We start from the raw sequence: 21,955 nt of genomic DNA on the forward strand, positions 1-21,955 counted from the left end.
TTACCCCCCCGCGCCCGCCGGGTGGCCCCCGCCCGGGGGCCCCGCCAACACCCCCCGCCCCCCACCCCCGCGGGCGGGGCCGGCCCCCCCGGCCCCGCCCCCGCCCGAAGTGCGACGCGAACCTACGCGTCGAGACCGATGGCGAAGGCCGCCTCCAGGTCGTGCTGCGAGTACGTACGGAACGCGACATGGGTGTCGGTGCCCTCGACGCCCGGGATCTTGCTGATCCGGCCGGGGATGACGTCCGCGAGGTCGTCGTGCCTGGACACCCGGACCATGGCGATCAGGTCGTACGTACCGGTGACCGAGAAGACCTCGCTGACATTGTCCAGCGCGGCGATGGCCTCGGCGATCTCCGGAATCCGGTCCACGCTGGTTTTGATGAGCACGATCGCGGTGATCACGGCTGGCTTTCTCCCTCGGTGGCCGCGGCTGGAGCCTTCACTCTAGCCCCACCGCGGTAGCGTCCCCAGGCGTAGAGGAAGCCGCAGACGAAGCCGACCACATGGGCGAGATACGCCACCCCGGGACCGCTGCCCGCGCCCTGCGCCGCCATCCACTGCAGCGCGAACCAGAAGATCAGCACGATCCAGGCGGGAAAGCGCAGCGGAAGGAAGAGCAGGAACGGGAAGAGGCTGGTCACCCGCGCCCTGGGGAACAGGTAGAGGAACGCCCCGAGCACCGCGGAGATCGCTCCTGATGCGCCGACGAGGGTCTGGTCGGAGTTCGCGTGCGCCGCCGCGTACGCCAGCAGTGCGAGATAGCCGCAGCCGAGGTAGAAGAAGACGAATTCGGCACGGCCCATCCGCTCCTCGGCCATCGCCCCGAACACGTACAGGAAGAGCATGTTGCCGAGCAGATGAAGCCAGCTGCCGTGCACGAACAGTGCGGTCAGCGGGGTGAGCAGGGCCTGCGCGGAGCCCGCCCACAGCTCGCTCGGGATCACCCCCCAGCGTTCGAAGTACCCGGCCTGGGCGGCGAGCAGGGTGTCGGCGGTGCCGTAGGTGGAGTTGAAGCCGGAAAGCGGGCTGATCAGGAAGACGGCGCAGCACAGGGCGATGAGCGCATACGTCACCTGCGCACCGGCCGCCGTGGCGGCGCGCAGGAGCCTGCCGGTCACTCCGTCTCTCGCGGCCCGCCGATCGATCATGCACAGAGCATGACGCAAGGTGACGGAACGGGGCAGACCGCCTCGCCGTGTCTAGGGGTATGTGCAAGGCCGTAGGGTTACAGGAGGAGATCCGCAGTTCGACGGCGCACCGCGAGATCCCGTGCGGGAAGCAGCACGACGCTCGACGAAAGAGGACGCAACGATGACGACGGTTCCCCAGCCGACCGACGGGACCCGCTGGCGCTGCACGCTCTGCGGAAATCTCACCCGCTTCGACGTGACCCGCACCTCCAAGGTCGTCGAATACGTCCATCTCGACCTGGCCGGTGAGTCGACCGTCGAGGAACGCGAGGTGGTCAGTGAGACCATCGAGTCGGTCCGCTGCCGCTGGTGCAACGCGGTGGACCAGATCGAACTAGTCGACAGGCCGGGTGCCGACTCCTGACGGGGCCGTGCGGACAGACATTTTGGGGTGACGGATCGTGGAGCAGCCCGATAGCGGCGCCGAGCCGGCCGATGGAGCCGGCGACGCCGTCGAGGCGCTCGACCGCCCGCTGCCCGAAGGTGTACGGCGACGGGTCGTCGCGCTGGTCTCCGACGCGTTCGGCGGCCTGACCGTCACCGAACTCCCGGCCCAGCTCAGGCAGTACGCCCGCTTCACCCCGACCCGGCGCGCCAAGTTCGCCGGGAACGCGATGGCGGCCGCCCTGGAGAGCGACACCCTGTTCCGCCAGCGCATCGGCGAACGGCTCCGGGAATCCCAGCCGGAGCTGGCCGCTGCCGTGGAGGCCGGGTCGCCGCCGGCCGCTGCCGATCCCGTCGATGTGGCCGCGGCAGCCTATGTGCTGCGCCCGGTCGGCTGGGTGAAACTGGTCGCCGCAGCCGGCGAGGAGGTCCACCGCGCCGACGCCGAGCGGGCCGACGAGGAGAGCCGGCGCGAGCTGGAACGGCTGCGCGAGGAGCTCGCCCAGGCCCGGGCCCAGACGAAGAGCGAGACCGAACGGCTCCGCGCCGAACTCGACGCGGCACGCAAGGAAGCCGATTCGCTGCAGCGCAAACTGCGGTCCGCCCTCAACGAGGTCAAGCGCGGCGAGGCCGCGGTGCGCCGGGGCAAGGCCGAGGCCGACGCGCTGCGGGCCGAGGCGGCCGCCCGGATCTCCGCCGCCGAGAGCGAGACCCGGCGGCTGCGGGCCCGGCTCGGTGAGGCGGAGGCGTCCGTCGAGGCGAGCCGCAGGGCCTCCAGGGAGGGGCGTTCGGTCGAGGACATGCGGCTGCGGCTGCTCCTCGACACGGTGCTCGACGCGGCCCGGGGGCTGCGCCGCGAACTGGCCCTGCCGCCCTCCTCGATCCGCCCCGCGGACGGTGTCGACGCGGTCGAGCCCGGCGCGATGACGCCCAAGGACATTGCCGCCAGGGCTCTTTCGGAGACCGATCCGGCCCTGCTCGACCAGTTGCTCGCGCTGCCGCAGGCGCATCTGATCGTGGACGGCTACAACGTCACCAAGACCGGCTATCCGCAGCTCCCGCTGGAGAAGCAGCGGCTGCGGCTGCTGGGCGGTCTCGCGGTGCTCGCCGCGCAGTCCGGCGCCGAGATGACCTGTGTCTTCGACGGGGCCGAACTGGCCGCTCCGGTGCTGCTCGCACCTCCGCGCGGGGTGCGTGTGCTGTTCAGCAAGCCGGGCGTGACCGCCGACGAACTCATTCGCCAGCTCGCCCGCGCCGAACCGCCGGGCAGGCCCGTCGTGGTGGTCTCCACCGACCGTGAAGTGGCGGACGGCGTGGCGAAGGCCGGGGCCAGGCCCGTTGCGTCCGTCTTGCTCCTGAAGCGGCTTTCGCGCGTCTGACGCGCCTTGTGGCCACTTGTCGGAAATCAGGGAACGTACCGTCAGGTCGCCGCTACACCCTGTGTGATGAGAGTAAAGAAGTACCTGTTGAGGCGAGATTTTTCTTGCGAGGATTTGAACTGATCACAAGATGGTCACTAGGGTCGGGCTTCGAACCTTCGCACGGTTGATCACCCATCCGGGGTGGCGGCGAAGGAACCGCCGAGTCCGTGACGTGCACGGAGCCGGGGATTCATTCCCCCCACAGCCCGGTAGGCGGCTCTGAGGAAGAAGGAGCTCGCCTTCGTGGCGTCCCACCGTCGTCCCAAGCAGCCGAGCCGCGCCCGTGTGACCGTGCTCACCGCGACCGCCGCCGCGGCCGTGGCCCTGACCTCCCAGGCCGCCCACGCCGACCCCAAGCCGACCAAGAGTGAGGTCAAGGCGAAGGTCGACAAGCTCTACCACGAGGCGGAGAAGGCCTCCGAGAAGTACAACGGGGCCCAGGAGCAGCAGAAGAAGCTCGAAAAGCAGGTCGGGGCACTGCAGGACAAGGTGGCCCGCGGTCAGGAGGAGCTCAACAGGCTCCGCAGCGGCCTCGGTTCGCTCGCCGCCGCGCAGTACCGCTCCGGTGGCATCGACCCGTCCGTGCAGCTCTTCCTCGCCTCGGACCCGGACACCTTTCTCGACGAGGCCTCGGCCCTGGATCAGTTGACGGCCAAGCAGGCCGACTCGCTGGAGAAGATCCAGGAGAAGCAGCGGGCCCTCGCGCAGCAGCGCAAGGAGGCCCAGGACAAGCTGGGCGACATCGCGGACGTCCGCAAGACGCTCGGTGAGAACAAGAAGAAGTTCCAGGGCAAGCTCGCCGAGGCGCAGCGCCTGCTCAACACCCTGACCGCCGCCGAGCGCGAGAAGATGGCCCAGGCCGACCAGCGCGCCAGCCGCGCCGCCAGCGACCGGGTCAACCTGGGCAACGAGGTTCCCGCTTCCGCCCGCGGCGCCGCCGCCCTGAATGCCGCCGCCAGCCAGATCGGCAAGCCGTACTTCCGCGGCGGCACCGGCCCCAACTCCTACGACTGCTCGGGCCTGACCCAGTGGGCCTACGCCCAGGCCGGTGTCCACATCAGCCGCGTCACGTACACCCAGATCAACGACGGCGTGCAGATAGGCCGCAGCGCCCTCAAGCCGGGCGACCTCGTCTTCTTCAACAGCACGTCGCACGTGGCTCTGTATGCGGGCAACAACACCGTTGTGCACGCCCCGTACCCGGGCGCGGTGGTTCGTTACGAGTCGATGAACACCATCGGCAGCTTCCAGTTCGGCGTGCGCGTCGGCTGACGACGCCCGAACGGGCGAATTACCGCGCCCCGCACAGACGGCCCGCCCCGCCGGAGACCACAGGTCACCGGCGGGGCGCCGTCGTATCTGACCTGCACCCATCCGCCACGGCCGTTCGTGCACTCCGTAGTCGTCCGACTACTGTCTGTCTGCTGTGCGGCTCCCGTCCGTCGGTCCGCCCGTCCCGGGTGGCAGGGGGCCGCGTACAGCGGAAGGGAGTGCGGCGTCCTGTGGTGTCCCATCGCCGTTCCACACAGCCCGGCGTCAACCGGAGCGTCCGGGTCACAGTCCTGTCCGCGGCCGCGGCGACCGCCGCCGCCACGCTCGGGGCGGCAGCCGCGCACGCCGACCCGAAGGGCACGTCCCGGACCGCCGGGGCCGAGATCGACCGGCTGTACCGCGAGGCCGAGCGCGCCACCGAGCAGTACAACAAGGCGGTGGAGGACGCCGACCGGCTGCGGGGCGAGCTGAACCGGGCCCAGGAACGGGCGGCCCTCGGTCAGGAACGGATCAACCGGATGCGCATGGCGATCGGTTCGGCCGCCGCCGCGCAGTACCGCTCCGGTGGCATCGACCCCTCGCTCGCCCTGCTGCTCTCCGCCGATCCGGACAGCTACCTCGACCGGGCAGCCACCCTGGACCGGCTGAACGCCCGTCAGACCACCGCCCTGCACGAACTCCAGCACGCCCGACGCGGCCTCGCGCAGGTTCGTGCGGAGGCCGCCCGCTCGCTCGCCTGCCTGGAGCGCGACAAGGCAGCCGCCGCCCGCCACAAACGGACCGTCGAGGGCAAGCTCCGGCAGGCCCGGCAGCTGCTGGCCTCGCTGCCCGCCGCGGACCGGGCGGCCTTCGATCACGCCTCGCGCTCCGGCCGCGATACCTCGTTCTCCGCCCTGGCCGGTCTGCCTGCCGGCTCGTCCCGGGCGGCGGCCGCCGTCATGGCCGTCCGCCGGGCCGTCGGACTCCCGTACATCTGGGGAGCCAACGGACCCGCCGGATTCGACTGCTCCGGGCTGATGCAGTGGGCGTACGCCCAGGCCGGTGTCAGCCTGCCGCGCACCTCGCAGACGCAGCGGTACGCCGGCCACATGGTGCCGCTCTCCGAGGCCCGCCCCGGCGATCTGGTCGCCTACCGCTCGGACGCCAGCCATATCGGGATGTACGTGGGCAACGGGCAGGTGATCCACGCCCCGCACCCGGGTGCTCCGGTCCGCTACGACCCGGTCGGCATGATGCCGGTCTCCTCGGTGACCCGCGTCTGAGAGCCTGTCGGGTGACCTTCGATCGGAAAACGGACGCGCTCTGGTGCGTGCGATTCCAAGGCGCTGGAAGGTCCTAGGGCCTTTCGGCAACGCGGGAAGCGTGCGTGCCAGGGCGTGGCCGCCCGATCAGAGGTCACCCGACAGGCTCTGACCCGTACCCTCGGTCGGGTGGCTGATCAGGGGCGCACCGCAGGGCGGGGACATGACGGGCGGCGGCGCGCGGCGGGCGCGGCGGTCGCCGGACTGCTGTTCGCGTCCGCCTGCACGGCTCCCGCCACCCCCGACCCCACCGTCCGGGCCATCAGTGCCACCCTGGACCGCCGCGCCGCCGCCGTCCTGGACCACGACCCGGACGGCTTCCTCGCCACACTCGCCCCCGGGGCCACCGGACTGCGGACGGCCCAGCGCCGCGAGCTGGCCCATCTTGCCGACGTGCCGCTGAGCTCATGGGCGTACAAGGTGACGGACGTGCGCAGGCGCGGAGCCGGCCGGGCCACCGCCGACGTCGAGTTGCGCTACCGGATCGCTGGTTACGACAGTGCTCCGGTCACCTCGGACCGGGTGCTTGACCTGGAGCGGGACCCGGCGGACGGCCGCTGGTACATCACTGCGGACCGGGCCGGCCGGGACGGCGGCCCGCAGCTGTGGCAGCAGGGCGACGTCCAGGTCGTACGGGGCAGGCGAAGTCTCGTCCTCGGTGTGGGGCGGACAACGGCGGAGCTCCGCGCGATCGCGGGTACCGCGGACCGTGCGGTGCCCGCCGTCTCCGCCGCCTGGCCGGAGCGCTGGGCCGGCCGCGTGGTGGTCCTCGTACCGGAGACGGTCGACGACATGGCCGGGCTGCTGGGGTCACCGGCGGCGAACTACCGGGGCATAGCGGCCGTCACCACCGGGGAGACCGGCGGCCGGGCGCCTGCGGACCGGGTGATCGTCAACCCTCAGGCGTACGCGACGCTCGGCACGTTCGGTCAGCGGATCGTCCTCACCCACGAGACCGCCCATGTCGCCACCCGCGCCCGCACCTCCGCGTCCACCCCGACCTGGCTCTCCGAGGGCTTCGCCGACTGGGCGGCCTACCGTGCCGAGCACCGGACCGCCGAGCAGGCCGCACCCGAACTGGCCGACGCGGTCCGGCGCGGTGAGCTGCCCGCCGAACTGCCCGCCGACGAGGAGTTCGGGTTCGCGGGAGACTCCGGGCGCCTCGCGAGGGCGTACGAGGGCGGCTGGCTGGCGTGCGCACTCGTCGCCGACCACTGGGGCGAGCAGAAACTCTTCGCCTTCTACCGGGCCGTCGGGGGGCACTCAGGGCGGGACGGAGCGGTGGAGCAGGCGATGCAGGACGTGCTCGGCACGACGCCGCAGGAGTTCACGGCGCGCTGGCGGGAGTATCTGCGGTCCCGTCTCGGCTGACCCGCCCCGCCGGAGCGGACGACCGGACCGGCAGCCCGCGCCGGTCCCGGCGGACCGGCGCGGGCACCGTCTCCTTCCACAGCCGCCGGGACGCGACCAGGGCCGCTGCGACCAGCAGACCGTTGCGTACGAACATCAGCGTCACGCCCTGCGCGTCGCTGGTCACCACGTGGATGAACCCGAGCGGGAACTCCAGCTGGGTGACGCCCGTCGCGACCAGCACCAGAACGGCCGGAAGTCCCATCAGGCTGGACCGGAAGACCACACAGACCGCCGCGAGACCGACCAGCCACAGCATGTACTGGGGGCTGATCACCCGGCTCGTGGTCGTGAACAGCAGCACCGCCGTGAACGCCGCGTCGGCCGGTGTGCTCACCCCGAAGTCACGGGCCAGCAGCCGCCACACCACCAGCCAGCCGAACGCGGCGATGCTCAGCCCCAGCGCCAGCGTGCTCACCAGCGGCACATGCGGGCCCAGGAACTCCAGCGACCCGTAGTTCAGCTCCACCCGGCCCTGCCAGCCGAACTGCCGCGCCACATGGAAGACCAGCGCCCCCAGCGACTCGACCTCGGTGCCGCGGTCGCGCTGGAACCCGAGAAAGGCCAGCGCTCCCGGCAACGCGGCGGTGCACACCAGCAGCAGCCCGGCCGCCGTCACCGCCGCCGCCGTCCAGGAGCGGCGGGTCGACTCCCCGCGCGCGGTCCCGGCCAGCAGCAGCACCGGCCACACCTTCAGCAGCGCGCCGAAGGCGGCCAGCGCCCCCAGCACCCGCGGATGCCGTACCCCCGCCAGCAGCGCCGCCACCGCGACCGCCGTCACCATCACGTCGTACCGCGCGTACGCGGTCGTGCCGAGCAGGGGCACCCCCGCCACCCACACCCAGCCGCCTGCGGTCCGCCTGCCGGTACCGCGGCCCGCGTACAGCAGCAGGCCGAGCACCAGCGCGTCGCAGAGGCAGGCGAGGACGAAGAAGGCAGAGGCGTAGTCCAGGAACGGCAGCAGGGCGGGGGAGAGGATGGCGAGCGCCGCAGCGGGCGGGTACTGCCAGGTGACATCGTCCAGCGGATACGTGCCGCTCTTCAGCACCTCGGACCAGCCGTGGTAGATCACCGAGACGTCGCTCGTCACGTCAGGGCCCGGCAACGTGACGACTTTGAAGACGCAGAGCAGCAACGCGGCCCTGGTGAGCGTCCACACCGCGACGGGTGCGAGAAATCTGCCGGTGCCGCCTGCTGCTGTCATGCCCGCGCCCATCCCCTTCGCCAGTGGCTCCGAGCCATGATGCACGGCCTGACGGGGGGCGAGCCATCAAGCCGGGCTGTTCGGTACTGTCGGCGGCGATGGACAAGACCCTGATCGTGACCAACGACTTTCCGCCCCGACCTGGCGGTATCCAGGCATTCCTGCACAATATGGCACTCCGCCTGGACCCCGGCCGGCTCGTCGTCTACGCCTCCACCTGGAAGCGGAGTCCCGAGGGTGTCGCGGCCACCGCCGCCTTCGACGCCGAGCAGCCGTTCACCGTCGTCCGTGACCCTACGACGATGCTGCTGCCGACCCCGCGGGTGACCCGGCGCGCGGTCCAGCTGCTGCGCGAACACGACTGCGCCTCCGTCTGGTTCGGGGCCGCGGCCCCCCTCGGGCTGATGGCACCGGCACTGCGGAGGGCGGGTGCCCGGCGACTGGTCGCCACCACCCACGGGCACGAGGCCGGCTGGGCCCAGCTTCCCGCGTCCCGCCAACTGCTGCGCCGGATAGGCGAGGGCACGGACACGATCACGTACCTCGGCGAGTACACCCGCTCCCGGATCGCCGGCGCGCTCACTCCCGAGGCCGCCGGCCGCATGGTCCAACTGCCGCCCGGCGTCGACGAGAAGACCTTCCGCCCGGACTCGGGCGGGGACCGCATCCGGGCCCGGCTCGGACTCTCGGACCGGCCCGTCGTCGTCTGTGTGTCGCGGCTGGTGCCCCGCAAGGGCCAGGACACCCTGATCCTCGCGATGCCCGCGATTCTGGCACGGGAGCCGGACGCCGTCCTGCTGATCGTCGGGGGCGGACCGTACGCCAAGGAGCTGGAGAAGCTGGCCGCGGAGACCGGCGTCACCGACTCGGTGCGGTTCACCGGGCCGGTGCCCTGGGAGGAGCTGCCCGCCCACTTCGGCGCGGGCGACGTCTTCGCGATGCCGTGCCGCACCCGTCGCGGCGGCCTCGACGTCGAGGGGCTCGGCATCGTCTACCTGGAGGCGTCCGCCACCGGACTGCCGGTGGTGGCGGGCGACTCGGGCGGCGCCCCCGACGCCGTTCTCGACGGCGAGACCGGCTGGGTGGTGCGGGGCGGCTCCGTCGAGGAGACCGCCGACCGCGTCGCCACCCTGCTCGGCGACCCCGAACTGTGCCGGCGGATGGGGGAGCGGGGCCGGGCCTGGGTCGAGGAGAAGTGGCGCTGGGACCTGCTTGCGGAGCATCTCAAGGCGCTGCTCTGACGACACGGGGGAGGGGCCCGCACGACCTGTCGCGCGAGCCCCTCCCCCGTACACCTGCATCCGCGGGGTCAGCCGTGGTAGATCGACTCCACCTCGTCCGCGAAGTCCTTCGCCACCACGTTCCGCTTCAGCTTCAGCGAGGGCGTGATGTGGCCGGCCTCCTCGGTGAACTGCGAGGCCAGGATGCGGAACTTGCGTACCGACTCCGCCTTGGACACCGCCGCGTTGCCGTCGTCCACCGCCCGCTGCACCTCGGCCAGCAGCTCCGGGTCCTCGCGCAGCGACGCCACCGTCGAGCCGGCCGGCTTGCCGTGCTCCTCGGCCCAGCGGCCCAGGAACTCCTCGTCCAGGGTGATCAGCGCACCGACGAACGGCCGCCCGTCGCCGACCACCATGCACTCCGCGACCAGGGCGTGCCCGCGGATCCGGTCCTCGATCACTGCGGGAGCGACGTTCTTGCCGCCCGCCGTGACAATGATCTCCTTCTTGCGGCCGGTGATCGTCAGATAGCCGTCCTCGTCGAGGGTGCCGATGTCGCCTGTGTGGAACCAGCCGTCGGCCAGCGCGTCGGCCGTCGCCGCCTCGTTGTTCCAGTAGCTCGCGAACAGATGCTCGCCGTGCAGCAGCACCTCGCCGTCGTCGGCGATCCGGACGACCGAGCCGGGCAGCGGCTGGCCGACCGTACCGATCTTCTGCCGGTCCCACGGGTTGAACGCGGTGGCCGCGCACGTCTCCGTGAGGCCGTAGCCCTCCAGCACCGTGAAGCCGATGCCGCGGTAGAAGTGCCCGAGCCGCTCGCCCAGCGGCGCACCGCCCGAGATCGCGTACTCGCCGCGGCCGCCGAGCACGGCGCGCAGCTTGCTGTACACCAGCCGGTCGAAGATCTTGTGCTTGAACTTCAGGCCCATGGACGGGCCCTGAGGGGTGCCGAGCGCGCGGCTGTAGGCGATCGCCGTGTTCGCGGCCCTGTCGAAGATCTTGCCCTTGCCGTCGGCCTGCGCCTTGGCACGCGCCGAGTTGTAGACCTTCTCGAAGACCCGCGGCACACCGAGGATGAGCGTCGGCCGGAACGCGGCCAGCTCATCGGTGAGGTTCCTGATGTCCGGTACGCAGCCGAGCCGGATCGGGGCCATCACCGCGGCCACCTCGACCAGCCGGCCGAAGACATGGGCCGCGGGCAGGAAGAGCAGTACGGAGCACTCGCCGGTACGGAAGAGGGGCTTCAGCCGCTCCACCACGTTGCCGCACTCGGCGAAGAAGCTGCGGTGCGTGAGCACACAGCCCTTGGGGCGGCCGGTGGTGCCCGAGGTGTAGACAATGGTGGCCGGGTCGTCGGCCTTGGCGCTCGCCGTCCGCAGGTCCAGGGTCTCGTCCGAGACGTCCTCGCCGATCGCGGACAGCTGCCGGACCGCGTCGTCCTCGATCTGCCAGATGCCCTTCAGGGAAGGCAGATCCGCCTGGACCGAGACCACGGAGGCCCGGTGTGCCTCGGACTCCACGATGCACAGGGCGGCACCGGAGTCACTGAGGATCCACTGGATCTGTTCGGGCGAGCTGGTCTCGTACACCGGGACGGTGACCGCGCCCGCGCTCCAGATCGCGAAGTCGAGCAGTACCCACTCGTAGCGGGTGCGGGAGAGCAGGGCCACCCGGTCGCCCGCTTCGACGCCCGCGGCAATCAGGCCCTTGGCGGCAGCCCTGACCTCGGCCAGGAACTGGGTGGCGGTGACATCGGTCCACACGCCTGCCACCTTGCGGCTCATCACCGCCGCGTCAGGATGCTGCGCGGCATTGCGGCGGATGAGATCCGTCAGGTTGCCGTCCGAGGGGACCTCGTACAGGGCCGGAAGGCTGAACTCGCGCAAGACTGCTGCTCCTCATCGGGCTCCGGTGCCACGGCTCTGTGCGACGCACCGGCTGCGGTCCAAGACTGGCAGGGTGCTCAGTGAGGTGAGCACGACTGGACTGCCCGGACGTTACCCACCAGTACTCGATTCCGGATAGGGGGTTCCGGCCAGATGTCTTATGCGTCACACATATCGGTGATCCTCGCGCGCACAGTAGTGCACCCGGGTGACAAGCATGAAGTATTCGCAGGTCCGGCGGGCTCTACCCAGGCTGTCGGCGGCGCCCTAGGGTGATCGTCATGCCAGCCGGAGCGAACAGCCGCGAGGGTGCAACCGCACGCCGTACCCGGATCCATGTGGTCAGCGACGTGCACGGGAACACCGAAGCCCTGGCCCGGGCCGGGGACGGCGCCGACGCCCTCGTCTGCCTGGGCGACCTGGTGCTCTTCCTCGACTACGCCGACCACTCGCGCGGCATCTTTCCCGAACTCTTCGGCGTGGAGAACGCCGACCGGATCGTCGAGCTGCGCACCGCCCGCCGCTACGAGGAGGCCCGTGACTTCGGCCGCCGTCTCTGGGCGGGCCTGGACCGCGATGCCGCTATCGTCGGTGCGGTGCGCCATCAGTACGCCGAAATGTTCGCGGCCTTCCCCACACCGACGTATGCCACGTACGGCAATGTCGATATCCCTGATCTCTGGCCCGAATACGCCCGCCCCGGCACCACCGTCCTGGACGGCGAACGCGTCGAGATCGGCGGACGCGTCTTCGGCTTCGTCGGCGGCGGGCTCCGAACCCCGATGCGCACCCCTTACGAGATCAGCGACGAGGAGTACGCTGCCAAGATCGAGGCGGTCGGCGAGGTGGACGTCCTGTGCACGCACATTCCGCCCGACGTACCGGAGCTGACCTACGACACGGTGGCGCGCCGGTTCGAGCGCGGCAGCAGGGCGCTCCTCGACGCGATCCGCCGGACCCGCCCCCGGTACGCCGTCTTCGGCCACGTCCACCAGCCGCTGGTCCGCCGGATGCGGATCGGCGCCACCGAATGCGTCAACGTCGGTCACTTCGCCTCGACCGGCCGGCCCTGGGCCCTGGAGTGGTGACCACACGGCCCTGACCCTGGGACGACGCGCTCCCCGCACGCGATAGCCTTCTGGCGGCAGGCCTCTGCCGACCGACCGGTACACCGCACTGGAGGAGCCACAGCGATGGCTGAACACACCAGCTCGACCATCACGATCGAGGCGGCACCGGCCGACGTCATGGGCGTCATCGCCGACTTCGACCGGTACCCGGAGTGGACCGGTGAGGTCAAGGAGGCCGAGGTCCTCGCCAAGGACGAGCAGGGCCGCGCCGAGAAGGTCCGGCTGGTCCTCGACGCCGGTGCGATCAAGGACGACCACACGCTCGCCTACACCTGGACCGCAGACCACGAGGTCAGCTGGACCCTGGTCAAGTCCCAGATGCTGCGCGCCATCGACGGCTCCTACGCCCTGGCCCCTCTCGGCGACGGCAGCCGCACCGAGGTCACCTACCGGCTGACCGTCGACGTCAAGATCCCGATGCTCGGCATGATCAAGCGCAAGGCGGAGAAGGTCATCATCGACCGCGCACTGGCCGGTCTGAAGAAGCGCGTCGAGTCACTCCCGCGAGGCTGACCGCATGCGTACGGTCCTCGTCACCGGCCCCGGCGGCGCCGGCCGTACCACTGTTGCGGCGGCGACCGCACTGGCCGCGGCCCGCCGAGGCCGCCGCACCCTGCTGCTCTCCGCCGACGCCATACCCGGTTTCCCCACCGGCACGGAACCCACCGAGGTCACCGAAGGACTCCGGTTCGCCCGCATCGACTCCGGCGAACACTTCCGTACCGAACTTCTCGCCCTCCAGGACCAGGCGTCCTCCGTACTCGGCCTGCTCGGCGGGAACCGGCTCGACGGCGAGGAGCTGACCGAACTCCCGGGCAGCACCCAGCTCGCCCTGCTGCACACCCTGCGCCGGGCCGCCCGGGGCGACTGGTCGCGCGACGGCTACGACACCCTCGTCGTCGACCTGCCCCCGCTGCGCGAAGCCCTCGCCGTACTCGCCCTGCCCGAACAGCTGCGCCGCTATCTGCGTCGCCTGCTGCCTCCGGAGCGCCAGGCCGCCCGCGCCCTGCGCCCGATGCTCGCCCAGCTCGCCGGAGTCCCGATGCCCGCCCAGTGGCTGTACGAGACCGCCGCCCGCCGGGACGCCGAGCTCGCCTCCGTCCAGACCCTGGTCGAGGACCGTGGCACCACGGTCCGCCTCGTCGCCGAACCGGGACCCGCCGCCGAGGACGCCCTGCACACCGCCCGAACCGGACTCGCCCTGCACGGGCTGCGCGTCGACACGCTCACCGTCAACCGGGTGCTGCCCAGGCATTCCTCCGACCCCTGGTTCGCCGATCTCGCCGCCCAACAGGAAAAATGCATCGGCCACTGGTACGAGGAGTGGGTGCCGGCCGCGTCCCTGTGCGAGGTGCCCCATCTCGGCCGGGACCCGCAGGGGCTCGACGACCTCACCCTCCTCGACACCTCGTCGAGCTGCACCACCTTCGAGGCGGCGGGCACCGGCGGCGGGCTCTTCGAGGGGGACGGGCTCGCCGTGGAGCTGGACGACCGGCCGGGCGGACGCGCCCAGGACCCCTGGTGGGTCGAGGACCCGAACGCCCCCGACAGCCACGACGAGCTGCGGGAACCGCTCCGTGGCCGACCGGACGCGACCGTCCCGCCGCGGCCGGCCGCCGGTGAGGACGGCGACGGGGTTCTGGTCTGGTGCCTGCCGCTGCCGGGAGCCGTCAAGGAGGACCTGCAGCTGGTCCGGCGCGGCGACGAACTGCTCCTGACCGTCGGCCCGTTCCACCGGATCGTGCCGCTGGAGTCCGGACTGCGCCGCTGCACCGTCTCCGGCGCCGCGCTGACGGACGGTGTGCTGCGGGTCCGGTTCACGCCGGATCCCGCACTGTGGCCGCGTACCTCCTGAACGGCGTACCACCGTTCGGGTAACGTCGGTAGTACGCGTCCCGTATACGGCGGTGGACCACACCTCCGCACGCGCGACGTCCGCAACCACGTCGCAGGAGTCCGCCATGAGCGAAGCCACCGATCGTCCCGCCGACGACGACGCGTGGGCCAAGGCCTGCGCCGAGGACCTGGAAGCCGAGAAGGCCCGCCGCCGCGCCGAGTACGGCCCGCCGACCGGTTCCGCGGCCGAGGAGCTCCGCAAGTTGATCGACGCCGTGGCCGACAAGGTCGCCTCCCTCCAGTCACCGCTGTTCGGCGTCGCCGCCCAGGGGGCCGTACAGCAGGTGATCAAGCAGGCGAAGGCCGCCGTCGAGCCCGTCATCGAACGCAATCCGGACGTCTTCGGCCACATCGCCGCGGCCGGCAGCGAACTCCTCGCCGCCTACCGCTCCGCCGTCGAAGGCCAGGAACGCCGCTGGACCCAGGGCGCCGCCGACCCCGGCGGCGCCTCCAAGAAGGCCGGCGACCCCACCGACCCGCGCGACGACGACAGCGGGCCGGGCGAACACATCGACCTGGACTGACCGGCACCGATAGGGCGGGAAGCGGGGCTCGGGTACGGTTGGCCATAGCGGGGCTCGACCGAAACTGAGGGATTTATGGGACTCACCATCGGCGTCGATATCGGCGGCACGAAGATCGCGGCTGGAGTGGTCGACGAAGAGGGCCGGATCCTCTCGATGTTCAAGGTGCCGACCCCCCCGACGGCTGAAGGCATCGTGGACGCGATCGCGGCGGCGGTGTCCGGCGCCAGCGAGGGACACGAGGTCGAGGCGGTCGGCATCGGCGCTGCCGGATACGTCGACGACAAGCGTGCCACTGTGCTGTTCGCGCCGAACATCAACTGGCGGCACGAGCCACTGAAGGACAAGGTCGAGCAGCGCGTCGGCCTCCCCGTCGTCGTCGAGAACGACGCCAACGCGGCGGCCTGGGGCGAATACCGCTTCGGTGCAGGCCAGGGCCACGACGACGTCATCTGCATCACGCTCGGCACCGGCCTCGGCGGTGGCATCATCATCGGCAACAAACTGCGCCGCGGACGCTTCGGTGTGGCCGCCGAATTCGGCCACATCCGGGTCGTCCCGGACGGGCTGCTCTGCGGCTGCGGCAGTCAGGGCTGTTGGGAGCAGTACGCATCCGGGCGCGCGCTCGTCCGGTACGCGAAGCAGCGTGCCAACGCCACCCCGGAGAACGCCGCGCTCCTTCTCGCCCTGGGCGACGGCACGGTGGACGGTATCGAGGGCAAGCACATCAGCGCGGCCGCCCGGCAGGGCGACCCGGTGGCGATCGACTCGTTCCGCGAGCTGGCCCGCTGGGCCGGCGCCGGACTCGCCGACCTCGCCTCGCTCTTCGACCCGTCCGCGTTCATCGTCGGCGGCGGCGTCTCGGACGAGGGCGATCTCGTCCTCGACCCGATCCGCAAGTCGTTCCGGCGCTGGCTGATCGGCGGCGAATGGCGGCCGCACGCCCAGGTGCTCGCGGCCCAACTGGGTGGCAAGGCAGGCCTGGTGGGCGCTGCCGACCTGGCCCGCCAGGGCTGAGCCCACCACGTCACGGACAACACCGGACGCCCGTCGCGCCCTCACCGGGAGCGGCGGGCGTCCGTCGTATGGTGAGCCGTATGGCTATGACAGAGCTGCCCGACTCCCGTACCGAGCCGGACGGTTCGGCCGTCATCAGAGTGCTCAGCTACAACATCCGGTCGATGCGCGACGACCGTGAGGCGCTGGCCCGCGTCATCCGCGCCTGCGCACCCGATCTGGTCTTCATCCAGGAGGCCCCGCGCTTTTTCCGCTGGCGCAAGCGCGCCGCCTGGCTCGCCGCCCACACCGACCTGGTGGTCCTCTCCGGCGGCGCCACCGCCGCCGGGCCGCTGCTCCTGTGCTCGCTGCGCGCCACCGTGGAGCGCACGGAGGACCTGCTGCTGCCGCGCACCCCCGGACTGCACCGGAGAGGCTTCGCCACGGCGGTGGTACGGATCGCGGGCACCCGGATCGGCCTGCTGAGCTGCCATCTGAGCCTGCGTCACGAGGAGCGCGTGGTCCAGGCGGACCTACTGCTCGACCGGCTGGACGCCATGGCGGTCGAGCACGTCATCGTGGCCGGCGACCTCAACGACGCACCGGAGGGGAAAGCCTTCCAGCTGCTGGCCGGGCGGCTCCAGGACGGCCGGTCCGTCCGGCCGTGGGGTGGCGAGCTCACCTTCCCGGCCCACGATCCGCGCCTGCGCATCGACGCGGTCTTTGCGAGCAGAGGCATCGAAGTCCTCGGCTGCGGAGTCCCGTCGGGCCTGCCCGGCGTCACGGAACAGGACCTGCGCGCGGCCACCGACCATCTGCCGGTACTGGCCGCGCTCAGGGTGCCCGCTCTGTCCTCGCCCACGACCGGACACCCTCGGCCGGCCTGATCCGGGGGAGCCGGCTCAGAGCCTGTCGGGTGACCTTCGACCGGAGTGCGGACGCGGCGTGGTGCGTGCGATCGCAAGGCGCCGGAAGGTTCTCGGACGGGTCTCCCCTGCTCGAACGAAGCTGAGAGCTCGGGGAAGGAGCTACCAGGGCATTTCGGCAACGCCGGAAGCGTGCGTGCCACGCCGTGGCCACCCGATCAGAGGTCGCCCGACAGGCTCTCAGACCACCGCGCCGCGCCCGGGGTCGTCGTCATCCTCGTCGTCGTGCTGCATCCGCGCGACCAGGGTGACGAAGCCGCCCAGGAAACCGCCTATGCAGACCGTGGTGAGCCACCAGGTCATCTCCCACTGCAACAGCACGGCGAGCAGCATCAGCACCGGTCCGCCGACGACCGCGAGCCAGGCGAACTTCGCCGTGACATCGGCCTCCGGCAGCGGAGGCGGCTCCGGCGGGACGAAGTGTCCCTCGTCGCTGTCGTCCGCATCGTCGCTGTCCGTCGGCTCCGCCACCTCGTAGTCGCGGGGACCGCGGACACCGGGGGCGAAGAGGACCGAGCTGCCGAGCGGCTTCTCCGGCGGCTTCTTCTTGTTGGTGCCCTTGTCCGGCTCCAGTATGTTGCGATCGCCGTCCTCCAGGAGCGCGAGGTCCTCGATCGACTTGAACGGCTTGGCGCCCGGCGGGTCCGGCGGCTCCTCGCCGTAGCCCGCGACGATCGCCTCCCAGGCGGCGTCCTCGTCGAGCGCGTCACCCTGGCTCGGACCCCCGGGTGCGTGTGGCGCAGCCGCGCCGTCCTCGGGCACGTCCGTTCCCTCGGCGGGGCGCGGTTCGCGCTCCCCCTCGCTGCCCGCGCGCTCCGCGTCGTGCTCAGCCACCTGACGTGCTCCCCTTCTTCCCGACGCTCGGAGCGAGGCGGCCGATGAACGAGTAGCTCTCGTCGAAGATCCGCTCCGCATCGTGGTCCAACGTCGCCACGTGGTAGCTCTGTTCCAGCAGGATCTCCTCGACATCCGTGGACGACACCCGGCTGAGGATCCGGGCCGAGTCCGCCGGCGGCACCACATGGTCCCGCGGGCTGTGCAGCAGCAGGAGCGGCTGGGTGACCTGCGGCAACTCCGCGTCGACCAGCCGGAAGAAATTCCGCAGGGAGTGAGCCGCGTGCAGCGGCACCCGGTCGTAGCCGATCTCGGTGGAGCCTTCCCGGGCGATGTCGTTCGCCACGCCCTTCGTGGACGGCAGCAGATGCCGGACGACCGGCAGTGCGTACGCCGCCAGGCCATGCACCTTGTTGCCCGGATTGACGAGTACCAGACCGCTGATCGCGTCCCCGTGCTTCGCCGCCAGCCGCAACGACAGCGCACCGCCCATGGACAGCCCGAAGACGAAGACCTGACGGCATCGCTCCGACAGGGCCCGCAGCTCCCGGTCCACCTCCGCGTACCAGTCCTGCCAGCCCGTGACCTGCATGTCCTCCCAGCGGGTGCCGTGCCCGGGCAGCAGCGGCAGCGCGACCGTGAGTCCCCGCTCCGCGAGATATTCGGCCCAGGGGCGCAGCGACTGAGGCGAACCGGTGAATCCGTGACAGAGGAGGACGCCGACCTCTCCGCCCTCGTGGCGGAACGGCTCGGCTCCAGGAAGGACCGGCACCGGGGTCTCCTGTTCGTGAGGCTCGAAAGGGAGCGAAAGGGAAAGGGGGAGTGCAAGAAGGATTACGGCCTGGTGCACGATAGCGAGCGGGCTCCCGGCGTCATGCGACTCCGCCTCCGGCGTTGTCGTCGGTCGACGACTCCCCCATAGCCCTCAGGCATGGGGGACCCCCTTCGCGTCGCCTCCCTCCTCCGCCTTGGATTCGAAGCCGCATGACGCCGCTCGCTGATCCACTCTCTGTCGTGCACCAGGCCGTTACCTCACCGTACGCGACGGGACTGACACCGACCAGGGCCGTCACCGGTCACAGCCGTGCTTCGGCCCGTGCCGGGCAGGAACGGTGGCAGCACCACGGGTTAAGGTCAGTGCGACAGCACACAGGAGGCACCCGAGTTGATCTACGGCGCAATGAAGTTCTCCATCGGCGGGTCATTGAAGCTCGCCTTCAGGCCGTGGGTGGAGGGCCTGGAGAACATCCCCGCTCAGGGGCCGGCGATACTCGCGAGCAACCACCTCTCGTTCTCCGACTCCTTCTTCCTGCCGGCCGTACTGGACCGCAAGGTCACCTTCATCGCGAAATCCGAGTACTTCACCGCGCCCGGCGTGAAGGGCAAGCTGACCGCTGCCTTCTTCAAGGGCGTCGGCCAGCTCCCGGTGGACCGGTCCGGTGCCCGCGGTGCCGGTGAGGCGGCGATCAAGGCCGGCATAGAGGTCATCGAGAGCGGCGGGCTCTTCGGCATCTACCCGGAGGGCACCCGGTCGCCCGACGGCCGCCTGTACCGCGGCAAGCCCGGCGGTCTCGCCCGGGTGGCGCTTGCCACCGGAGCACCCGTCATCCCCGTGGCGATGATCGACACGGAGAAGATCCAGCCGCCCGGTCAGGTGATCCCCAAGCTGATGCGCCCGGGCATCAGGATCGGGAAGCCGCTCGACTTCAGCCGCTACCACGGCATGGAGGGCGACCGCTTCATTCTCCGCTCGGTCACCGACGAGGTGATGTACGAGATCATGAAGCTCTCGGGGCAGGAGTACGTCGACATCTACGCGACCGCAGCCAAGCGCCAGATCGCGGACGAGGCGAAGCGCCGCGCGGAGGAAGAGAAGCACGCGGGCAGAAAGTCCGGCACGGAAGGGTGACGGAACAGCCGGCGCGTCACCGCGTCGGCGTCCGTCCGGGGGGTGGGGGGACATGGCCAAGCGCGAGCGGGTCGTACGGATGTCGGTCGAACAGCCGCTGTGGCGCGCGCTGACCGCGTACCGGCTTCTGACAATGGTCTACGCGATCCTGCTGGCCACTTTCGGCCGGGACAAGTACGAGCGGCCCTGGGTGGCCATCGCCTTCCTGGCCGTCATGGCGGTCTGGACGCTCGCCACCCTCCCGAAGGTCGCGAACGCCACGAGCTGCACCAAGCGGTTCCTCGGCGCCGACCTCGCCCTGGCTCTGGTCGGCATCCTCCTCACCCCGCTCGCCGACTTCGACGCCCAGCACCTCGACGGTCCGACCCTGCCGTCCATCTGGACCGCGGGCTCCGTCCTGGCGTTCGCGATCAAGGGCGGCTGGCGGTGGGCGGCGCTGGCCTCCACCTTCGTCGCCATCGTCAACATCATCGAGCGCGGCGAACCCAGCCGGGACACCTTCCACAACGTGCTGCTGGTCTGGGTCGCCTCCATCGCCGTCGGGTACGTCATCGAGGTCGCCCGCGCCAGTGAGCGCACTCTCGCCCGCGCGCTGGAGATCGAGGCGGCGACCCGGGAGCGGGAGCGCCTGGCCCGTGACATCCACGACAGCGTGCTCCAGGTCCTCGCCATGGTGCAGCGGCGCGGCACGGCACTGGGTGGCGAGGCCGCCGAGCTGGGCCGGATGGCAGGGGAGCAGGAAGTCGCCCTGCGCACCCTCGTCTCCAGCGGTCTGGTGCCCGCCATCCGGGTCTCGGAGGACACTTCCGAGGGCGCGGTGGTCCGTACGGTCGAGGTCGACGACCGGGAGGACGGCCCGTCCGGTTCGGCCGACTGCGATCTGCGCGCCCTGCTGGCCCCGCGCGTCGGCTCCCGGGTCAGCTTCGCGGAGCCCGGTGCTCCGGTTCTGCTCGCCCCGGCGGCGGCGAAGGAACTCGCGGCGGCTGTCAGTGCCGCCCTGGACAATGTCAGGGTGCACGCCGGCCAGGACGCCCAGGCGTGGATCCTCGTCGAGGACTGGCCGGACGAGGTGATCGTCACGGTCCGGGACGACGGCCCCGGCATCCCCGAGGGGCGGCTGGCCCAGGCCGAGGGGGAAGGCCGGCTGGGGGTCGCCCTGTCGATCCGGGGGCGGCTGCGCGACCTGGGTGGCACAGCAGAGTTGATTTCTGTCCCCGGCCAGGGCACCGAGGTCGAGTTGAAGGTTCCGAAGGTTTCACGGGGGAAGGCAGGATCCGGCCGATGAGCACGGAGAACACCGCAGGCGCCGAGAGCGCGCAGCGGACCATCAGGGTGATGGTCGTCGACGACCATCCGATGTGGCGCGATGCCGTCGCCCGTGACCTCGCCGAGTCCGGCTTCGACGTGGTGGCGACCGCGGGTGACGGACCGCAGGCCGTGCGCCGGGCAAGGGCCGCCACCCCCGACGTCCTGGTCCTCGACCTGAACCTGCCGGGGATGCCCGGCGTCCAGGTCTGCAAGGAACTCGTCGGCTCTCGCCCAGGCCTGCGGGTCCTGGTGCTCTCGGCGAGCGGTGAGCACGCCGACGTACTGGAGGCGGTGAAGTCCGGCGCCACCGGCTATCTGCTCAAGTCGGCCAGTACGCAGGAGCTGACCGAGGCCGTGCGGAGCACCGCCGTCGGCGACCCGGTCTTCACCCCGGGGCTTGCCGGACTGGTGCTCGGCGAGTACCGCAGGCTGGCATCCGAGCCCGTGCCCGTCGCGTCGGACGAGCCGAAGGCACCGCAGCTGACAGACCGGGAGACCGAGGTGCTGCGGCTGGTCGCCAAGGGGCTCTCGTACAAACAGATCGCCGAGCGGCTGGTCATCTCGCATCGCACCGTCCAGAACCACGTCCAGAACACCCTGGGCAAGCTCCAGTTGCACAACCGGGTGGAGCTCGTGCGGTATGCGATCGAGCGCGGCCTCGACGACGCCTGAACTCGGCGGCGTTCGAGCCCGACGGTGCCTGCGGTGAACGACGTCTGTGATCAACTGCGCCTTGCTGCGGGGATATTGACCCTCCGGCCCATCCCGAAGTGGCCTGGATCACTATGGGCGTGGTCACCGGCGAGCTCACTTCGGCGACGGGATGCTTCCACGCGGGCCGGAGTGCTGACCGGGGACGGCGACTGCCCCGGACTCGACGCGGTCCTCCGCGCCATCGTCCGCAAGGGCGTGCAGGAGTACGGCTACGACTTCATCGGCTTCCGGGACGGTCGGCGCGGCCCGCTGGAGCGCGAGACCAATGGGGGTGCCGATCGCCGATGCGACCGCCCGGCTCAAGACGGTCGATCCGGTGCTCTACGCGGAGGTCGGCGTCTTCCTCGGCTGAGTGCGAGCGGCGCACCAGGGACAGGGGCCGTATATTCGCGGCTATCCGGCCCGTGACTCTGTCTTTCTGGAGAAAT

The 21,955-nt window shown here is 71.0% G+C and carries 21 protein-coding genes and 1 pseudogene; 16 read left to right on the forward strand and 6 right to left on the reverse strand.

All coding sequences use genetic code 11. The annotated features are described in order from the left end of the window. Positions 1-122: 122 nt before the first annotated feature. On the reverse strand, positions 123-404 hold the full coding sequence (locus ACIBB8_RS01890) for an Lrp/AsnC family transcriptional regulator (protein ID WP_398948423.1): 282 nt from the start codon (positions 402-404) through the stop codon (positions 123-125). Continuing rightward, positions 401-1,150, reverse strand: a complete 750-nt coding sequence (locus ACIBB8_RS01895) for a rhomboid family intramembrane serine protease (protein WP_398948424.1) — start codon at positions 1,148-1,150, stop codon at positions 401-403. Before ACIBB8_RS01895 ends, ACIBB8_RS01890 begins: the two co-directional genes overlap by 4 nt. Positions 1,151-1,313: 163 nt before the next feature. On the opposite strand from ACIBB8_RS01895, the gene ACIBB8_RS01900 reads away from it, so the two are divergent. The 5 genes from ACIBB8_RS01900 to ACIBB8_RS01920 all read left to right on the forward strand — a co-directional run bounded on the left by ACIBB8_RS01900 (position 1,314) and on the right by ACIBB8_RS01920 (position 6,941). Then, on the forward strand, positions 1,314-1,556 hold the full coding sequence (locus ACIBB8_RS01900; RefSeq protein ID WP_266986548.1) for a hypothetical protein: 243 nt from the start codon (positions 1,314-1,316) through the stop codon (positions 1,554-1,556). 37 nt (positions 1,557-1,593) lie between these two features. Continuing rightward, on the forward strand, positions 1,594-2,955 hold the full coding sequence (locus ACIBB8_RS01905) for an NYN domain-containing protein (protein ID WP_398948425.1): 1,362 nt from the start codon (positions 1,594-1,596) through the stop codon (positions 2,953-2,955). 285 nt (positions 2,956-3,240) lie between these two features. Further along, complete coding sequence (locus tag ACIBB8_RS01910) at positions 3,241-4,269, forward strand: NlpC/P60 family protein (protein ID WP_398948426.1); 1,029 nt, start codon at positions 3,241-3,243, stop codon at positions 4,267-4,269. Between the two features lie 230 nt (positions 4,270-4,499). Next, entirely contained in the window at positions 4,500-5,531 is a 1,032-nt protein-coding gene (locus ACIBB8_RS01915) for an NlpC/P60 family protein (RefSeq protein WP_398948427.1), read from the forward strand. 168 nt (positions 5,532-5,699) lie between these two features. Beyond that, complete coding sequence (locus tag ACIBB8_RS01920; RefSeq protein WP_398948428.1) at positions 5,700-6,941, forward strand: hypothetical protein; 1,242 nt, start codon at positions 5,700-5,702, stop codon at positions 6,939-6,941. On the opposite strand, the gene ACIBB8_RS01925 is transcribed toward ACIBB8_RS01920, so the two are convergent. Next, a complete protein-coding gene (locus ACIBB8_RS01925; protein WP_398948429.1) occupies positions 6,898-8,184 on the reverse strand; it encodes a glycosyltransferase 87 family protein in 1,287 nt (428 codons plus the stop codon). The genes ACIBB8_RS01920 and ACIBB8_RS01925 overlap by 44 nt on opposite strands. A 98-nt stretch (positions 8,185-8,282) precedes the next feature. Here ACIBB8_RS01925 and ACIBB8_RS01930 point away from each other — a divergent pair, with 98 nt between their 5' ends. After that, on the forward strand, positions 8,283-9,425 hold the full coding sequence (locus ACIBB8_RS01930; RefSeq protein WP_398948430.1) for a glycosyltransferase family 4 protein: 1,143 nt from the start codon (positions 8,283-8,285) through the stop codon (positions 9,423-9,425). Between the two features lie 68 nt (positions 9,426-9,493). Here ACIBB8_RS01930 and ACIBB8_RS01935 read toward each other — a convergent pair whose 3' ends face one another. Beyond that, positions 9,494-11,290 (reverse strand): AMP-dependent synthetase/ligase, encoded by a 1,797-nt coding sequence (locus ACIBB8_RS01935; protein WP_398948431.1) that lies wholly within the window; start codon positions 11,288-11,290, stop codon positions 9,494-9,496. A gap of 281 nt (positions 11,291-11,571) precedes the next feature. Between ACIBB8_RS01935 and ACIBB8_RS01940 the strand changes: the two genes are divergently transcribed. From ACIBB8_RS01940 to ACIBB8_RS01965, 6 genes are all read left to right on the forward strand, one after another. Next, a complete protein-coding gene (locus ACIBB8_RS01940) occupies positions 11,572-12,378 on the forward strand; it encodes a metallophosphoesterase (protein ID WP_398948432.1) in 807 nt (268 codons plus the stop codon). Between the two features lie 105 nt (positions 12,379-12,483). Continuing rightward, complete coding sequence (locus tag ACIBB8_RS01945; protein ID WP_398948433.1) at positions 12,484-12,933, forward strand: SRPBCC family protein; 450 nt, start codon at positions 12,484-12,486, stop codon at positions 12,931-12,933. Positions 12,934-12,937: 4 nt separating this feature from the next. Continuing rightward, positions 12,938-14,275, forward strand: coding sequence for an ArsA family ATPase (locus ACIBB8_RS01950; RefSeq protein ID WP_398948434.1), 1,338 nt, complete (start codon positions 12,938-12,940; stop codon positions 14,273-14,275). A gap of 106 nt (positions 14,276-14,381) precedes the next feature. Continuing rightward, entirely contained in the window at positions 14,382-14,840 is a 459-nt protein-coding gene (locus ACIBB8_RS01955; RefSeq protein WP_398948435.1) for a DUF5304 domain-containing protein, read from the forward strand. 75 nt (positions 14,841-14,915) lie between these two features. Then, complete coding sequence (locus ACIBB8_RS01960; RefSeq protein ID WP_398948437.1) at positions 14,916-15,857, forward strand: ROK family glucokinase; 942 nt, start codon at positions 14,916-14,918, stop codon at positions 15,855-15,857. A gap of 80 nt (positions 15,858-15,937) precedes the next feature. Next, the gene (locus ACIBB8_RS01965; RefSeq protein ID WP_398948438.1) at positions 15,938-16,723 is read left to right on the forward strand and encodes an endonuclease/exonuclease/phosphatase family protein; all 786 of its coding nucleotides are present in this window, start codon (positions 15,938-15,940) and stop codon (positions 16,721-16,723) included. 219 nt (positions 16,724-16,942) lie between these two features. Here the strand turns inward: ACIBB8_RS01965 and ACIBB8_RS01970 are convergent, their stop codons facing one another. Next, on the reverse strand, positions 16,943-17,596 hold the full coding sequence (locus ACIBB8_RS01970; protein WP_398948439.1) for a hypothetical protein: 654 nt from the start codon (positions 17,594-17,596) through the stop codon (positions 16,943-16,945). Beyond that, positions 17,589-18,368, reverse strand: coding sequence for an alpha/beta hydrolase (locus tag ACIBB8_RS01975; protein WP_398948440.1), 780 nt, complete (start codon positions 18,366-18,368; stop codon positions 17,589-17,591). The genes ACIBB8_RS01970 and ACIBB8_RS01975 overlap by 8 nt, the downstream gene beginning before the upstream one ends. A gap of 393 nt (positions 18,369-18,761) precedes the next feature. Between ACIBB8_RS01975 and ACIBB8_RS01980 the strand changes: the two genes are divergently transcribed. The 4 genes and pseudogenes from ACIBB8_RS01980 to ACIBB8_RS01995 all read left to right on the forward strand — a co-directional run. Continuing rightward, a complete protein-coding gene (locus tag ACIBB8_RS01980) occupies positions 18,762-19,505 on the forward strand; it encodes a lysophospholipid acyltransferase family protein (protein WP_366135045.1) in 744 nt (247 codons plus the stop codon). Between the two features lie 52 nt (positions 19,506-19,557). Further along, positions 19,558-20,790: a MacS family sensor histidine kinase gene (gene macS / locus ACIBB8_RS01985; RefSeq protein WP_398948441.1), complete on the forward strand. Its 1,233-nt coding sequence runs from the start codon at positions 19,558-19,560 to the stop codon at positions 20,788-20,790. Continuing rightward, positions 20,787-21,485, forward strand: a complete 699-nt coding sequence (locus ACIBB8_RS01990; RefSeq protein ID WP_398948442.1) for a response regulator — start codon at positions 20,787-20,789, stop codon at positions 21,483-21,485. Before macS ends, ACIBB8_RS01990 begins: the two co-directional genes overlap by 4 nt. 171 nt (positions 21,486-21,656) lie before the next feature. Then, positions 21,657-21,866: pseudogene (locus ACIBB8_RS01995) on the forward strand (6-phosphofructokinase); the annotation flags it as partial. Between the last annotated feature and the right edge of the window lie 89 nt (positions 21,867-21,955).

This window comes from Streptomyces sp. NPDC051286 (assembly GCF_044455345.1).
Taxonomy (GTDB): Bacteria; Actinomycetota; Actinomycetes; order Streptomycetales; family Streptomycetaceae; genus Streptomyces.

What these genes read in the sequence shown, in the direction of transcription:
- ACIBB8_RS01895 (WP_398948424.1), bottom strand. Translation starts at nt 1,150, where the DNA reads ATGATCGATCGGCGGGCCGCGAGAGACGGAGTGACCGGCAGGCTCCTG.
- ACIBB8_RS01900 (WP_266986548.1), top strand. Translation starts at nt 1,314, where the DNA reads ATGACGACGGTTCCCCAGCCGACCGACGGGACCCGCTGGCGCTGCACG.
- ACIBB8_RS01925 (WP_398948429.1), bottom strand. Translation starts at nt 8,184, where the DNA reads ATGACAGCAGCAGGCGGCACCGGCAGATTTCTCGCACCCGTCGCGGTG.
- ACIBB8_RS01930 (WP_398948430.1), top strand. Translation starts at nt 8,283, where the DNA reads ATGGACAAGACCCTGATCGTGACCAACGACTTTCCGCCCCGACCTGGC.
- ACIBB8_RS01940 (WP_398948432.1), top strand. Translation starts at nt 11,572, where the DNA reads ATGCCAGCCGGAGCGAACAGCCGCGAGGGTGCAACCGCACGCCGTACC.
- ACIBB8_RS01945 (WP_398948433.1), top strand. Translation starts at nt 12,484, where the DNA reads ATGGCTGAACACACCAGCTCGACCATCACGATCGAGGCGGCACCGGCC.
- ACIBB8_RS01950 (WP_398948434.1), top strand. Translation starts at nt 12,938, where the DNA reads ATGCGTACGGTCCTCGTCACCGGCCCCGGCGGCGCCGGCCGTACCACT.
- ACIBB8_RS01955 (WP_398948435.1), top strand. Translation starts at nt 14,382, where the DNA reads ATGAGCGAAGCCACCGATCGTCCCGCCGACGACGACGCGTGGGCCAAG.
- ACIBB8_RS01960 (WP_398948437.1), top strand. Translation starts at nt 14,916, where the DNA reads ATGGGACTCACCATCGGCGTCGATATCGGCGGCACGAAGATCGCGGCT.
- ACIBB8_RS01965 (WP_398948438.1), top strand. Translation starts at nt 15,938, where the DNA reads ATGGCTATGACAGAGCTGCCCGACTCCCGTACCGAGCCGGACGGTTCG.
- macS (WP_398948441.1), top strand. Translation starts at nt 19,558, where the DNA reads ATGGCCAAGCGCGAGCGGGTCGTACGGATGTCGGTCGAACAGCCGCTG.
- ACIBB8_RS01990 (WP_398948442.1), top strand. Translation starts at nt 20,787, where the DNA reads ATGAGCACGGAGAACACCGCAGGCGCCGAGAGCGCGCAGCGGACCATC.